Origin of the sequence: Arcticibacter svalbardensis MN12-7, assembly GCF_000403135.1 — a bacterium.
Taxonomy (GTDB): Bacteria; Bacteroidota; Bacteroidia; order Sphingobacteriales; family Sphingobacteriaceae; genus Arcticibacter; species Arcticibacter svalbardensis.
The window spans coordinates 29181-45139 of record NZ_AQPN01000085.1 but is presented as its reverse complement, the minus strand read 5'-3'; the positions used below and the strand labels follow the sequence as shown (position 1 = coordinate 45139).

Here is a 15959-nt window from a genome sequence, read left to right as displayed (position 1 = left end):
TCCTGATGCATGAGTATCAGTTTTTATTTTGTGAATTCCTTTAATTTGCGTTCTAATTCTTCGACTTTACGTTCTAGTTCAGGGAGTCGGTTGTAAATAACCTGCGCTCTCATCTGATTATTAAATGAGGTAGCTGGTGAGCCTGCCCATTTTTTATTTTCTTCCAGAATAGAACGGTTTACGCCCGATTGAGCTTGTATTTGTGAGCCTTTGGCAATTGTAATATGTCCCACAATACCAACCTGCCCACCAATAATAGACTGTTCGCCTATTTTAGTGCTTCCGGAAATTCCGGTTTGTGAGGCAATGACGGCATTGGTATTGATTTCCACGTTATGGGCAATTTGAATCAGGTTATCTAATTTGACTCCCTTTTTAATCAGCGTAGAACCCATTGTTGCCCGGTCAATACAGGTATTAGAGCCTATTTCTACATTGTCTTCAATAATTACATTCCCAATCTGGCTGATCTTGCTATAACTGCCATCTTCTAAAGGCGCAAATCCAAATCCATCGCTACCTATTATAGCACCTGAATGTATGGTTACATTTGAGCCGATCCGACTATCGTAATACACCTTAACACCTGGAAAAAGTGTCGTTCCTGATCCTACAGAAGCATTATCACCTATATATACTTGTGGATAGATCTTGGCATTGTCGCCAATAACTACATCGGCACCGATATAAACGAACGCACCGATATATACATCGGCACCTATTTTGGCGGAAGGATGTATAAAACAAGGTTGTTCAATGCCTGTTTTAGCGAGTTTAAAAGTGTTGTAATGATGAAGGAGAACAGAGAATGCGGTATAAGCATTTTCTACACGAATCAGGGTTGATGTGATTGGTGCAGTAGGTATAAAGTCATTACTGACGATTACAATAGAAGCATTTGTATGATAAATGAACTGTTCATACTTGGGGTTTGCCAGAAAAGACAAAGAGCCTTCCTGGGCTTCCTCGATCTTAGCCAGCTGATTTACTGTAACATCAGGATTCCCATCCACACTTCCATTAAGTAATATTCCAATCTGTTGCGCAGTAAATTGCATCGGGTAAAGTTATAAGTTATTAATTAATGATCAAATTTGTAAATAATAGGTTCACAAATGAAGTTAATTTAATTATTTAGCATTATTTAACTCTTTTGTGTAACATAAGATATGTTTCTTCACTGTCTTGGACAAGCCTTCCAAAATGGAGTTGTCCGCAGCCGCTGTGATATCGTTAATTGTTCCATCTTTCATCAGGATATTTATGCTCCCGTCGCTTGCCTTATAGGCATGATTCGTTATAGTATCAGTAAATACGAAGTATTTAATATCCTGGTTTTCAATATTTAATAACGCTGAAGCTTCTTGTTTAAGTCTTTCCACTCTTTCATTACTGAAAGGTACGTGACTTATTTCTACATGGTAAAGCGACCGTGTTAACAAATTGTTACATAATTGCGAAAGTACGCTGTCTTTTTCAGTAACCCAAACTTTAACTGCCGAGTAAATATCATGATCGTCTAAGTTAGAAAAATGATGCAGATGAAGCGGGTTTTCTTCAAAGTCTTTTTTTGTGATGGTTTGTGTTAAGAAATGATGAAGACTAGGTGTGGCAAAAAGGTCGTGCCCCTCATTGCTGAGTGACTTAGCTTTTCTTAAAATGTTAACCAGGAGGTGTTCTGCCGATACAGAAGTTTTGTGCAAATAGACCTGCCAGTACATGATGCGGCGGGCTACTAAGAACTTTTCTACGGAATAAACGCCTTTTTCTTCTACCACTAAAGAGCCTCCGTATATATTGAGCATTTTAATGATGCGGTCAAATCCGATGATCCCCTCCGATACTCCGGTGAAAAAGCTATCGCGGTTTAAATAATCCATACGGTCGGTATCCAATTGTCCGGATACCAGCTGATGTAAAAAGGGCTTACTGTAGGTATTTTGAAAGATCTGAATGGCAAGATCAAGCTTATGGTCGAACTCCTTATTGAGGTTATTCATCATAAGCATTGAAATATTCTCATGTGAAATACCGTTTACAATAGTGTTTTCCAATGCATGAGAATAAGGCCCATGTCCAATATCATGAAGCAGAATGGCAACTTTGGCACCCTCCTCCTCTTCTTCGGTAATGTGGTGGCCTTTCCATCTTAATGTTTCTATAGCAAGATTCATGAGATGCATGGCACCAAGGGCATGATGAAAGCGGGTATGTACCGCACCGGGGTACACCAGATGCGTCATGCCAAGTTGTTTGATATTGCGTAACCGCTGAAAATAGGGATGGGCTATCAGGTCATATATCAGATCAGACTGAATGGTTATAAATCCGTATACCGGGTCGTTAATTATCTTTTTCTTGTTCAAAATAAATGTTCTCTAGGCAAAAATTGTTAATTTTCATGAATACAAAAGACAACTTTAATTGTTATAATTTTTTCGAATAAATATAAAAATTCTTATAGATAGATAATATGCAGGAAACCACCATACTATGGGCTGATGATGAAATTGATTTATTAAAACCCCATGTCATGTTCCTTAATGAAAAAGGGTACAAAGTAACTACAGTGACAAATGGACACGATGCCCTTGATGCTTTTAGAAACGGATATTTTGACATAGTTTTCCTGGATGAAAATATGCCGGGACTTACCGGACTGGAAACGCTTGCTGAAATTAAGAATATTAATCCGGATGTGCCGGTTGTATTAATAACAAAGAATGAAGAAGAGCATCTGATGGAGGATGCCATAGGATCAAAGATTGATGATTATTTAATTAAGCCAGTTCATCCGAAGCAAATTCAGCTGACGATAAAGCGGCTGACGGATAATAAACGCCTGGTGAGTGAAAAAACATCTATGGCCTATCAGCAGGATTTCCGCACGTTGGGAATGACCTTAAATGATAATTTAAGCTATAGCGAATGGGTGGATGTGTATAAAAAGCTTATTTACTGGGAGCTCTCACTGGAAAAGCTGGAAGACGCAGGGATGCATGAAATCCTGACCATGCAAAAAGCGGAAGCGAATGCTCAGTTTTGCAAATTCATAGAGAAAAATTATATCGGCTGGCTGAAGGACCCTGATAGTGGTCCCGTTACCTCAAGCCAGCTGATGAAAAAGAAGTTGTTTCCCCTGTTGGAGCCTTCTAAACCCACTTTCTTTATTCTGATCGATAACTTAAGGTATGATCAATGGAAAATTTTAAACTCCATTATAACGGAGCATTTTCGTTTGGATGAAGAGGATATCTATTTCAGTATTTTACCTACTGCGACACAATACGCAAGAAATGCAATATTCTCAGGATTGATGCCTTTGGAGATGGAAAAGCGTTTTCCATCGATGTGGCAGAATGATGAGGATGAGGGAGGAAAGAATCTTTTTGAGGAGCAATTTTTAAAAGATCAGATCCAAAGGGTGTTGAAAAAAGATATTAAACACTCGTATACTAAGGTTCTTACTTATGAACAGGGGAAGGATTTAGTGGAGAATTTTAATAATTTGATGGGAAATGATTTAAATGCGATTGTATTTAATTTCGTTGATATGCTTTCGCATGCCCGTACGGACATGGCGATGATCAGGGAGTTGGCCAATGATGAAGCGGCTTACCGTTCCCTTACGCTTTCGTGGTTTGAGCATTCACCATTATTGGAATTGTTAAAAAAGATTTCGCAGAAGAATTGTAAGCTGGTCATTACAACCGATCACGGAACGATACGGGTTAAACATCCGAGTAAGGTAATTGGCGATCGTAATACGAATACGAATTTAAGATATAAGCAGGGTAAGAATTTAAATTTCAATGCGAAAGAGGTTTTTCTTATTAAAAATCCACATGATGCCCTTTTACCAAAACTACATGTAAGCTCCAGTTTCATATTTACCAAGGAGGATAGTTATTTTGTGTATCCGAACAACTATAATCACTTTGTGAATTACTACAATGAAACGTTTCAGCATGGAGGGGTTTCTATGGAAGAGATGATCGTTCCTTTTATTACCTATAGTCCAAAATAAAATATGAATAAACTAGTTTCAGCATTAACGGAACTCCCGGCATTAGCCCGGAAGCTTCTTTTATTTGCAGGAGAGCATCGTGTACTGGTTTTTTATGGAGAAATGGGTACCGGTAAAACGACTTTTATAAAGGCTTTATGCAAGGAACTGGGTGTTGCGGCTACGGTTTCAAGTCCTACATTTTCTATCGTTAATGAGTATGAATATCCGCAGGGCCTGGTGTATCATTTTGATTTTTATAGACTTAAAGATCAAAGTGAGGCTTTTGATATGGGATATGAAGAGTATTTTTATTCTGGCGAATATTGCTTTATAGAGTGGCCGGAAAAAATACCTGATCTGATACCGGACCAGGTGGTCAGGGTAGACCTTGAATTAGCAGCAAATAATGGCAGAGTTATCACAGCTAAAATACAGGGACGAGATATTAACAAGGATATAGTATCAAATGTGTAAATTAGGCTTCAAATTGAATGGATCCCATGATGAATGAACTATCTGACATTGCAAAACAGGCTATGATGCAGCCTCAGGAAGCAATGATGGAAATTAAACCTAGAAAAAATAGTCTTTATATAGGCATTCCAAAGGAATCGTCTTTTCAGGAAAACAGGATTGCTTTGACTCCGCTGTCGGTTGCCGTATTGGTTAGTAATGGGCATCGGGTGGTCATTGAAACTGGTGCAGGAAAGGGTGCTAATTTTTCTGATAATGATTATAGTGAACAGGGAGCCCAGATTGAATACAATAAAAAGGAGGTTTTTAACGCCGATATCATCATTAAGATTGGTCCGCCGACGGCTGATGAAATTGAAATGATGAAACCTTGTCAGGTTTTGTTTTCTACGCTTCAAATGGCTTCGCTGAAAGCAGAGAGTCTGGAAGCGATGATGAAGAAAAAGATCACGGCTTTGTCTTATGAGTATCTCCGGGATGAGGGAGGTTCTTTATCTGTAATCCGTTCGATGAGTGAAATTGTTGGAGCGACTTCTATTTTGATCGCAGCAGAATATCTGAGTAACGTGTTTGACGGAAAGGGTTTGATGCTGGGAGGAATTACTGGTGTGCCGCCGACAGAGATTGTTATTCTGGGTGGTGGTTCTGTGGCTGAATATGCGGCACGTACTGCTATTGCCCTTGGTGCTGAAGTAAAAGTGTTCGATACTTCTATTTATAGACTTCGGAGGTTGCAAAATAACATTGGAAGCCGGGTGTTCACTTCTGTGATTCAACCTTTGGTATTAAATAAAGCAATAACAAGCTGCGACGTGGTTATTGGTGCTTTAAGGGCTAACCATGGAAGGAGTCCCTGTATTGTTACCGAAGAAACGGTCAGTAAGATGAAACCTAATTCGGTAATTATTGATGTGAGCATTGATCAGGGTGGCTGTTTTGAGACTTCAAGAATAACGAACCATACGCATCCTGTATTTCGCAAGTATGATGTGATCCATTATTGTGTACCTAATATTGCTTCTCGTGTAGCGCGTACTGCAACTTATGCACTGACTAATATTTTTACTCCCATTTTAGTGGATATTGGTGATATGGGAGGTATTAAAAATGTAATCTGGGAAAAACAGGGGGTACGGAATGCGATTTATTTATACCAGGGGCATTTAACGAACCTGGATTTGGCAAGCCGTTTCAATATGCCGCCGAAAGACCTTGATCTGTTGATCATTTCGCATCGGTAAGAGTTGCTTATACGGAAATATAAGGCTGTTAAAACAATTTAGACGATAAAAGACTTTTCATAAGAAAAATCTGCCTTTTATGCGTGTAAATAAACAGTATCTTAAAGATCTTGGAAAAGTATTTATGGGCTCTGCAAGTGCTTTTGCAGACGATAAAGCAATGAAATACAGTGCTTCTCTCGCTTACAGTACCATATTTGCATTGTCTCCTTTATTGGTATTAATTATATCACTTGCTAGTATATTTTATGGAAAGGAAGCGATTCAGGGAAAGTTGTTTTCAGAGATAAATCAACTTGTTGGCAGCGATGCAGCGCAGCAGATACAAACACTGATAGAGAAAAGCGCCTTGTCAGGGGGTAGTACATTTTCGCTTATTATTAGTATAGTAGTGTTGCTTATTGGTGCAACTGCCATATTTACGGAGATTCAGGATACCTTAAATATTATCTGGAGAGTGAGGCCTAAACCTAAAAAGGGCTATCAAAAATTGCTGATCAATCGAGTACTATCCTTTTCGATGATTATAAGTCTGGGTTTCTTATTAGTAGTTTCCTTGGTGATCAATGGTTTGGTTGCTGGGTTAAGTGACAGGTTAAGTCGTTTATTTCCAGAGATCACGGTAATTCTCTTGCAGGCTTTCAATATTTTCCTGACATTTTCTATTATTTCTGTCTTGTTCGCCATCATATTCAAGTTTCTTCCTGATGTAAAGATTTCGTGGAAATATGTACGGGTAGGAGCTATTGCTACAGCTTTGCTTTTTATGTTAGGAAGGGTGTTAATCGGCTTGTATCTTCAGATGGCAGGTACTGGATCTACTTTTGGTGCTGCAGGATCATTGATTGTGATTTTAACCTGGGTGTATTATACAGCAGCTATTCTTTATTTCGGTGCGGAGTTTACCCAAGTGTATGCGGAGAAGTTTGGAGGAAGCATTCAGCCAGCAGATTATGCTGTACATCTGGTTCAAACAGAGGAGGAAGTTTCTGTAAAAGTACTTCCTAAGCAGAATCATTGTGCTCTTGATGAAAATAGTGAAGAAGATTGTGAAGATAAGAGCAAATAATGAGTAATTTGTGCAAATAAATCCATATCCTTCTATATGAAATTACAGCTCGCAGCAGGTGCACTATTGATTCTTCTTGTCTCCTGTGTTCAGAAATCTACCAAGAATACGCTGCCTGCGCAGAAAGATATATCCGGGTTATTTAGTAAATACTGGGAAAAGCATGCCCAGCTTTATCCTATAGATGCTACTCAACAAGGGGATAACCGCTATAACGATGTATTGCCTGATGATCAGACACAGGCTTACCGAGACACATTAAAGGCATTTTATACTACTACATTAAACGAGCTTAAAACGTATAAACGGGATTCGTTAAATGCGAATGATCAGATCAGCTATGATGTTCTTGCTTATGAAATGAATATACAATTGGAAGGATTGAAACAAAATACGTGGATGCTTCCTTTTAATCAATTTTGGGGTTTACCGATTACACTTGCTCAGCTTGGCTCCGGAGATGGCTTTCAGCCGTTTAAAACCGTAAAAGATTATCAGAATTGGCTGCTCAGAGTGAAGGCATTTGGGCCTTGGACTGACTCTGCAATTGCTAATATGAAAACAGGAATTAGTAAAGGGCTGGTATTTCCTGCATCCCTTGTTCTGAAGATGATACCGCAGATGCAGGCCATGGTGGTTGATGATCCTTCAAAAAGTGTCTTTTATGGCCCCTTGAATAAATTCCCTGCAAGTTTTACTGCGCAGCAAAAAGAGGAATTGAAGACTCAGTATATCCAAATGATTCAGACTGATGTAATTCCGGATTATAAGAAACTGCTTGTTTTTCTGCAGAAAGACTATTTGCCCAAGGCAAGGAAGTCTTCCGGATTATCAGCAATTCCAGGGGGTAAGAATATGTATTCGTACCTGGTGAAATATTATACTACCACGAATGAGGCTCCGGAAGAAATATATAAGACTGGTTTATCAGAGGTTACACGAATCCGCTCTGAAATGGAGTTGGTTAAAAATGAAGTAGGGTTTTCTGGTGATTTGCCAGAGTTTTTTACTTATCTGCGGACTTCTCCAAGGTTCACACCTTTTAAATCGGCAAAAGATGTATTAAATGCCTTTAGTGGGATCTATGAAAGGGTGAAGCCAAACGTTAATGAGTTGTTTGGAACTAAGCCAAAAGCACTATTTGAAATTCGTCAGACTGAGGCATTCCGTGAAGCATCTGCCAGTGCGGAATATAATCAGGGATCTCCTGATGGTAAAAGGCCTGGAATCTTTTATGTGCCAGTGCCGGATGCTGCTAAATTTAATATTACTTCAGGCATGGAATCCTTATTCCTTCATGAAGCTATACCTGGTCATCATTATCAAGTTTCTTTGCAACAGGAGAATGAAAGTCTCCCAGCATTCCGTCGCTTTGCCTGGTATGGGGCATACGGTGAGGGATGGGCTTTATATACGGAATCATTAGGAAAGGAATTAGGGCTTTATACCGATCCTTACCAATATATGGGAGCTTTAGGAGATGAAATGCATCGGGCCGTCCGTTTAGTTGTTGATGTTGCGATTCATTTGAAAGGAATGAGCAGGGAGCAGGCTATCAAGTATATGATGGAGAATGAGTCGATAGATGAAAATGGAGCTACAGCAGAAGTGGAAAGATATATGGCTATTCCGGGACAGGCCTTGTCCTATAAGGTTGGGGCATTGAAAATACGCGAACTGAGAGGGAAGTACCAAAAGGAGTTAAAAGGTAAATTCAGACTTTCAGATTTTCATGATGAACTTTTGAAAGATGGATGCCTACCGTTATCTATTCTGGAGAGCAAAATGAATAAATGGGCTGCTGGTTTAAAGTAGCAACCCATCGGTTTAATTATTTCTGTTTATCTTTTAATTATTTCTGTTTATCTGCATAGCCGAATACTTTTTGCAATAACAAACTGTTTCTTGAGGAGACATTCTGTCTTATTTTAAGTTCTTCTTTTGCTATTTCAACGAAAAGTCCTTGTATTGCTTTTTGTGTTACGTAGGCGGTAAGGTCAGGATTGATGTCCGAAACCAAAGGAATTTGATTGTAACGGGACACTACATCTCCCCAATATTTAGTTGCGCCAACTTTACCCAGACTGCTTTGAATGATGGGCTGAAACTTTGCATTAAGTTGCGAATTAGTCACTCTTTCAAAGTATTGAGTAGCTGCATTACTCTGATTTCCCAATAGAATAGAGGTAGCATCGCTGATAGTCATTTGCTTAATAGCAGAAATAAATATCGGTTTGGCTTCAATTGCGGCATCTTCTGCTGCCCTGTTTAAGCTGGTTATTACATTGTCGCATAATGAATTAAGACCTAGTGACCTTAAAGTCTTCTCTGCCTTTTGTGCTTCAGGAGGAAATAACAGTTTGATCGTCAGGTTTCCTAAAAAGCCATCTTTTGCACTAAGGCGTTCGGCACTTGCACTAGTTCCAAGTTCTAATGCTTGTTTAAGTCCCGAGGCAATCTCTGATGATGTAGGGGTTCCCAATGATTGGGATAAAACCTGTGCAGTTTGATTCAACGTTTCGCAACTGCTTAGTAGTACAGTCGAACACAATAGTAGCCCTAATAGTGGTCTTCTCATTATTAATTTTGTGTAGAGGAGAGCAAATCCTCGGCCAACAATGAAGAAGCCTTTACTAATCGTACAAATTCACTCCTGAATCCTTCATTATCCGGACCAATAGAGGAGGATGCCAGTGCGGCTGATTGCTGATAAGTTCCATGTTGTATAAATTCAGATTTCTTTAAAAGCATCCCATAGCCAGCAACAGCAGCGGCAAAGCGGAAGTCGGTACTGGCATTCTTTAATAGCACGGGGGTATCAGCAACTGTTGTGCTAATCAGCTTGCTTTTATCGCCATCAGGGGACTTGTATCTCAGTTTAATGGTAACCATTTCCTGATTTCCAGCATAGGAAAGCTTTTTATTCAGTTGGTATTTCAAGGGATCTATAGACGGTAAGAATTTACTTTTCAAACCAGCAGGAATGATTTCATAAAGAGCGGTAACGGAATGTCCGGCACCCAGGTCTCCTGCATCTTTCTGGTCATTGTTAAAGTCCTCTTTATTTAACAAGCGATTTTCATAACCTATCAGACGATACGCCTGTACGTAAGCAGGATTAAATTCAAGCTGTAACTTTACATCTTTAGCCAGGGTAAACAGCGTTCCCCCAAATTCGGTAACCAATACTTTGCGCCCTTCGCTGATGTTGTCTATATAAGCATAATGGCCGTTACCCTTATCTGCCAGGGTCTCCATTTTGCTGTCCTTTATATTTCCCATACCGAAGCCAAGCACAGAGAGGAAGACACCAGAGTTTCTTTTCGCTTCAATAAGATGTTGCATCTGTGCATCACTAGATTCACCAATATTAAAATCGCCATCTGTAGCCATGATCACCCGGTTGTTTCCTCTTTTGATGAAATGTTTAGAAGCCAGATCATAGGCCATCGTTAATCCTGCGCCTCCAGCTGTTGAACCATTAGCTTCCAGATTATCAATAGCATCCTTTATAGCAGCTTTGTGATTGCCTGATATAGGTTTCAGGGCAATTGAGGCCGATCCTGCATAGGTAACAATGGACACATAATCTTTTGGCCTTAATTGATTAACCAACATTTTTAAAGATGATTTAACCAGCGGAAGTTTATTGTAATCGTTCATAGATCCGGAAACGTCAATAAGCAAGACAATATTAGAGGCTGGAATATTTGCTGTATCCATCTTTTTCCCTTGTAATCCAATCCGTAGCAAACGATGTTGTGGGTTCCAGGGAGCTGCAGCAAGTTCTGTATTGACAGAAAATGGTTGATTGCCTGTGGGTTGAGGGTAATCATAGGCAAAGTAATTGATCATTTCTTCAATGCGGACGGCATCAGTTGGTGGCAGCTGCCCCTGATTAATAAATCGACGAACGTTACTGTATGAAGCAGCATCTACATCTATTCCAAATGTGGACAGGGGAGTGTTCCGTGGATCTGTAAATCTGTTTTCATTGACAGTGGCATAGGTTTCTGTGTTTTGGTTTACAGGTCTTGGTATGCTCATCCTGATGGAATTTCTCCCTTGCTGAACACTTGCTATGTTCATATTCATATCAAACAACGGGGAGGGTGTGGATTTATTTTCTTGTTTACCGTAGCCGGTAACCACAACTTCAGTTAGTGAAGCTAGTTCTTCCATTGCCACGTTGATTATTCGCTGTCCTGTATACTTGATTTCAACTTTTTTATAACCGATAAAAGCGAACTGCAGGATACTTCCTTTTGCAGGAATTTCTAGCGTATACTTTCCTTTGGCATCCGTTTGTGTACTTATCCTGGTGTTTTTTAATGTAACCTGAACGCCCGAAAGGGGATTCAAATTCTGTGTACTTGTTACCATGCCCGAAACTTTAATAGTTTGGCTGGTTTTAAATCCGATGAGTAGCATGAATGCTAAAAATGAAGTTAAGGCGATGGTAGTTTTCATAATCAATTTTTAATCAGGATGAAATAAATTTGACATTTCCATATATCCGTAAAAAAAAGCTATACTTGACCATAGAATTAAAGCTTTGAAGTTTATAAAAAATAAAGAAGGTCATACAAACGTTGAGGAAGCTGATATGTTATCAGCTTATCGACGAACAGGTGATCTTGAAATTTTAGGCAAGCTTTATAATGACTATATGACCCTTGTCTACGGGCTCTGTTTGAAATATCTGAAGGACGAGGAATTAAGTAAAGATGCGGTAATGCAGATTTTTGAAGAGCTGATAGAAAAGCTTAAAAAGTTTGAAGTCAGCAACTTTAAAAGCTGGTTGTATACCCTTGCACGGAATCATTGTTTGATGATACTCAGAAGCAATTCTAAACACGTTTTTGTATCTTTAGATAACGAAAATATGGAAAGACCCGAAGTTGTGCATCTTTCTATAGATACAAGTAATGAGAGTCAGTTGCTGAGCATGGAAAAGTGTATGGAAACCCTGCCAGAAGAACAGCGCATGACGATAGACCTTTTTTATCTTCAGCAGAAGTGTTATAAAGAGGTTGCAGATAGTACAGGTTTTGATATGAACAAAGTGAAAAGTTATATTCAGAACGGGAAGCGTAACTTGAAAAATTGTATGGAACGCAATGGGAGAAACGAATAAATTAAAATATAACCTCTTACAGCAGTATTTGAATGGACAGCTTGATCCTAAAGGGATGCATGAGCTTGAAAAAGATGCTTTAGAAGATCCTTTTCTGGCTGAAGCCCTGGATGGTTATGAACATATTAAAGGATCAGTGCACCCTCATTTGAGTATTCTGCAAAGGCAGTTGGAGGATCGTATTGCGCAGAAATATGTGAAGAAAAATGCGATGTTCTTTACCTGGCAGCGTTTGAGTGTTGCTGCTGCAGCAAGTCTGTTGTTTGTCTCAGCAAGTATTCTCTTTTTTATGAAAGGAGCAAATCGTTCCGCAAAAGTAGCAGTTAACCCAAAACAAACAGAAGTAAAACTTACTGCTGCGGATCGGCTGGGTAAGGAAGAGTCTGATCCTAATAGGAAAGATGAAGAACAGCTTGTGGCTGCTACTGTACCTAATAAAGCGGTTGACGCTGGATCATTGCCATCAACGAATTCCCAGGTTAGAACTGCAGTTCCTTCTATATCATCTCCAGAAAGCCTTTCAGGATCTTCCACCAGATCAAAGGTTCAAGCTGCTGATGTAAGTGCTAGTAAAACTAAAGAAGCGTATGCCAATGTACCCCTAAATGAAAATACAAAAGCAGAGTTAACAACCAGTGCAAATGGTAGAACATCTTCATCGGCAATTACTGCGAAATCTGATTTGCTAATTGCTTCTGCACCAAATGCGAGACTATCCAGAACAGCAAGTGCTCAACCTATGTCAGCAGAACCATCTAATTCGCTCAATGAAGTGGTTGTGTTAGGTTATGGATCCATAAATAAGCAAGGTTTAGCTGAGCCAGCTGAAGGATGGAAGACTTACCGCGAGTACTTAGTTAAAAATCAAAATTCTAGTCTTAAAACATTAACTAAGGATTCTGTAATCGTTCTTTTTAATGTGGATGTGAATGGAAATCCTATCAATTTGACTATTGAGAAAGGGATAGATGAGCTGCATAATAAGGAAGCGATTCGATTAATTAAACAAGGTTCACGATGGAAAACGAATATAGGTGAAGGGTTGCTTAAGGGGCGGGTAACGGTTCCTTTTTAATTTGGGTAACAGTCCTTTTTTAAATTGCAAATACTGAACCGTTGTAACCCTTTCCGACATTTTAACTTTTCTTACATATTATCTAATCTTTATTAATGAAAAACATCATTTTTCTGCTTTCATTAGCCCTATTATCCTGCAATCAAAAAAAAGTTACTGATGAGAATGGTGATTCTACTGATCCGCATTCATTTTCTAATCCCGATCAGGTTATAGTTAAACATCTGGATCTGGACTTAAACGTCAACTTTGATACTAAGATCTTAACGGGTAAGGCTACATGGGCGATTGAAAATATTAAAGGTGCTGATTCCATTATTTTTGATACACATAACCTTCATGTTTTGCGTGTTACCTTGTCCAATGGGGGAAAGACAGGTTTTTCTTTAAGCCCGGAAAAGAAATATCTGGGTAGTGCACTGAAAGTAGGGATAAAAGATTCTACTACTCAAGTTACGATCTGGTATACGACTTCTACTGATGCTTCTGCTCTGCAATGGTTAAGTCCACAGCAGACTTCCGGCAAGGTGCATCCTTTCCTCTTCACTCAGTCTGAGGCTATATTAGCCCGTAGCTGGATTCCTTGTCAGGACAGTCCTGGAATTCGCTTCACTTATAATGCCACTATAACTGTACCCAGCAACCTTTTGGCGTTGATGAGTGCGGAGAATCCTCAGCAAATAAATGCTAAAGGTGTGTATCATTTCAAGCAACCTCATGCTATTCCTTCTTATCTGATGGCTTTAGCGGTTGGCGATTTAAAGTTTAAAGCTATTGACTCCCGAACAGGCATTTATGCTGAACCTATTGCTATTGATAAGGCTGCATGGGAATTTGCCGATATGGGAAAAATGGTTACTTCTGCTGAAAAGCTATATGGTCCTTACCGGTGGGGACGTTATGATGCGATCGTTTTACCTCCTAGCTTTCCTTTTGGAGGGATGGAAAATCCGATGCTGACTTTCTTAACGCCTACTGTTATTGCGGGCGACCGTTCATTGGTTAGCCTCATTGCACATGAACTGGCGCATAGCTGGAGTGGAAACCTGGTTACTAATGCAACATGGAATGACTTCTGGTTAAATGAAGGTTTCACCGTTTACCTGGAAAGACGCATTGTAGAAGATATATATGGCAAGGATGAAGCAAAAATGCAAGAGGTACTTGGCTATGAAAGCTTGAAAGAAACGCTTCAGGATTTAGGAGCTAAAAGTCCCGATACCCGTCTTAAAGGTGATTATGAAGGACGCGATCCGGATGAAGGGATGACCGATATTGCTTACGAAAAGGGTTACTTATTTTTGAAGACTATTGAAAATACTGTTGGTAGAGCTCGTATGGATGCGTTTTTAAAAGATTACTTTAAAAATCACTCATTTCAGTCTGCCACTACAGCAGATTTCTTATCCTATCTGGATAGTCATTTGCTAAAAGAAAATGCTGCCTGGGCAGATCAAATAAAAGTGAAGCAATGGGTTTATGAACCTGGAATTCCTGCTAATTTCCCAACGATAGGGTCCGCAAAGTTCCAGGCAATTGATTCATTGGTTGCAGGATGGAAAGGTCAAATACATGCTGAAGGGTTAAAGGAAAAACTTGGTTCTGCCAATGAGCAGCTTTATTTCATAAAGGTTCTTCCTGCTAATTTGAGTACCAAAGATATGGCAGGGATTGATAAAGAGTTTGGATTCACAAAGTCGGGTAACGCAGAGTTGAATTGTGCCTGGTATGTACTCGCCATCCGGCATCATTATCAAGCAGCCTATCCTGCTATAGAAGATTTCCTGAATCATGTGGGAAGGCGTAAGTTTCTGATCCCGCTTTATAAAGAAATGGCCGCTAGTGCAGCAGGTATGGAATGGGCAAAAAAGATCTATAAAAAAGCAAGACCGAATTATCATTCAGTCTCTTATAATACAATAGATGATTTACTGAAATAATCAGATAAAAATATTGATGATTAGGTAGACTATACTAGCCAGGATTGCAGATACGGGGATAGTTAAAATCCATGCCCATAAAAGGTTAATGGTTACGCCCCATCTGACTGCAGAAACACGTTTAGTAACTCCAACACCAATGATTGCACCGGTTATGGTATGTGTAGTAGATACAGGAATGGCAAAATGTTCTGTGATCCCTAAAGTGATGGCACCTGCAGTTTCAGCTGCTACACCTTCTAAAGGAGTTACTTTAGTAATTTTGGTTCCCATTGTTTTAATAATTCGCCATCCTCCACTCATTGTACCAAGGGATATAGCCGTATAGCATACAATAGGGATCCATTCGGGCATAGGAGAGGAACTGCTCACTACTCCATTAGCAACCAGGGCGACGTAGATGATACCCATAACTTTTTGTGCATCATTCCCACCATGGGTAAAACTTAAGGCCGCAGAGGAAGCCAGTTGAAGTCCTCTAAACCATTTTTCTGCTGTTGCAGGCTTAGACCACCGGCTTAAATTAACAATGATCAGCGTGATGATTATTGAAATAACCATACCTATGATAGGTGCGAGGACTATAAAGGAAATGATTTTAAATACATAGCCCAGGTTTAAGGCGTCGGCTGCAGTAGCCCCACTAAGCAATGCATTCGTTACACCTGCTCCTGCGAAACCACCAATTAGGGTGTGCGATGAGCTGGAAGGAATACCGAAATACCATGTAAATAAATTCCAGCAGATTGCAGCAATTAAGCCTGATAATATAACGTAGATGGTAATATAATTCTCTATTACCGTTTTAGCAACGGTATTCGCTACCTTATGATCACTGAAGTAAAAGTAAGCTGCGAAATTAAATAGGGCAGCCCATAAAACGGCATGAAAAGGAGACAGAACTTTCGTAGAAACAACAGTGGCAATTGAATTTGCCGCATCATGAAAGCCATTGATATAATCAAAGGCTATTGCCAGAATGACGACAATTACCAGAAGTGGAGTGATCATTTA

Annotated in this window: 13 protein-coding genes; 8 read left to right on the top strand and 5 right to left on the bottom strand. The window is 39.5% G+C overall.

Features of this window, described 5'->3' with window-relative positions:
• Nucleotides 1-23: 23 nt before the first annotated feature.
• Entirely contained in the window at nt 24-1058 is a 1035-nt protein-coding gene (lpxD, locus tag ADIARSV_RS11275) for a UDP-3-O-(3-hydroxymyristoyl)glucosamine N-acyltransferase (protein WP_016195648.1), read from the bottom strand.
• Nucleotides 1059-1130: 72 nt separating this feature from the next.
• Nucleotides 1131-2366 carry an HD domain-containing protein gene (locus ADIARSV_RS11270; RefSeq protein ID WP_016195647.1) on the bottom strand — a complete coding sequence of 412 codons (1236 nt, stop codon included), beginning with the start codon at nt 2364-2366 and terminating at the stop codon, nt 1131-1133.
• A 107-nt stretch (nt 2367-2473) separates the two neighbouring features.
• Between ADIARSV_RS11270 and porX the strand changes: the two genes are divergently transcribed.
• The 5 genes from porX to ADIARSV_RS11245 all read left to right on the top strand — a co-directional run bounded on the left by porX (nt 2474) and on the right by ADIARSV_RS11245 (nt 8608).
• Nucleotides 2474-4027: a T9SS response regulator signal transducer PorX gene (gene porX / locus ADIARSV_RS11265; protein ID WP_016195646.1), complete on the top strand. Its 1554-nt coding sequence runs from the start codon at nt 2474-2476 to the stop codon at nt 4025-4027.
• 3 nt (nt 4028-4030) lie between these two features.
• Nucleotides 4031-4483, top strand: a complete 453-nt coding sequence (gene tsaE, locus ADIARSV_RS11260) for a tRNA (adenosine(37)-N6)-threonylcarbamoyltransferase complex ATPase subunit type 1 TsaE (protein WP_016195645.1) — start codon at nt 4031-4033, stop codon at nt 4481-4483.
• A gap of 29 nt (nt 4484-4512) precedes the next feature.
• Nucleotides 4513-5724, top strand: coding sequence for an alanine dehydrogenase (locus ADIARSV_RS11255; protein WP_040299858.1), 1212 nt, complete (start codon nt 4513-4515; stop codon nt 5722-5724).
• A 79-nt stretch (nt 5725-5803) separates the two neighbouring features.
• Nucleotides 5804-6793: a YihY/virulence factor BrkB family protein gene (locus ADIARSV_RS11250; RefSeq protein ID WP_016195643.1), complete on the top strand. Its 990-nt coding sequence runs from the start codon at nt 5804-5806 to the stop codon at nt 6791-6793.
• A gap of 36 nt (nt 6794-6829) precedes the next feature.
• On the top strand, nt 6830-8608 hold the full coding sequence (locus tag ADIARSV_RS11245; protein ID WP_016195642.1) for a DUF885 domain-containing protein: 1779 nt from the start codon (nt 6830-6832) through the stop codon (nt 8606-8608).
• Nucleotides 8609-8645: 37 nt separating this feature from the next.
• On the opposite strand, the gene ADIARSV_RS11240 is transcribed toward ADIARSV_RS11245, so the two are convergent.
• The gene (locus ADIARSV_RS11240; protein ID WP_040299847.1) at nt 8646-9371 is read right to left on the bottom strand and encodes a DUF4197 domain-containing protein; all 726 of its coding nucleotides are present in this window, start codon (nt 9369-9371) and stop codon (nt 8646-8648) included.
• 2 nt (nt 9372-9373) lie between these two features.
• The gene (locus ADIARSV_RS11235; RefSeq protein WP_016195640.1) at nt 9374-11263 is read right to left on the bottom strand and encodes a vWA domain-containing protein; all 1890 of its coding nucleotides are present in this window, start codon (nt 11261-11263) and stop codon (nt 9374-9376) included.
• Between the two features lie 85 nt (nt 11264-11348).
• Between ADIARSV_RS11235 and ADIARSV_RS11230 the strand changes: the two genes are divergently transcribed.
• From ADIARSV_RS11230 to ADIARSV_RS11220, 3 genes are all read left to right on the top strand, one after another.
• The gene (locus tag ADIARSV_RS11230) at nt 11349-11930 is read left to right on the top strand and encodes an RNA polymerase sigma factor (RefSeq protein ID WP_016195639.1); all 582 of its coding nucleotides are present in this window, start codon (nt 11349-11351) and stop codon (nt 11928-11930) included.
• The gene (locus ADIARSV_RS11225) at nt 11914-13005 is read left to right on the top strand and encodes an energy transducer TonB family protein (protein ID WP_016195638.1); all 1092 of its coding nucleotides are present in this window, start codon (nt 11914-11916) and stop codon (nt 13003-13005) included. Before ADIARSV_RS11230 ends, ADIARSV_RS11225 begins: the two co-directional genes overlap by 17 nt.
• A 95-nt stretch (nt 13006-13100) precedes the next feature.
• Nucleotides 13101-14945 (top strand): M1 family metallopeptidase, encoded by a 1845-nt coding sequence (locus tag ADIARSV_RS11220; RefSeq protein WP_016195637.1) that lies wholly within the window; start codon nt 13101-13103, stop codon nt 14943-14945.
• On the opposite strand, the gene ADIARSV_RS11215 is transcribed toward ADIARSV_RS11220, so the two are convergent.
• Nucleotides 14946-15956: an inorganic phosphate transporter gene (locus tag ADIARSV_RS11215; protein ID WP_016195636.1), complete on the bottom strand. Its 1011-nt coding sequence runs from the start codon at nt 15954-15956 to the stop codon at nt 14946-14948.
• Nucleotides 15957-15959: the final 3 nt, after the last annotated feature.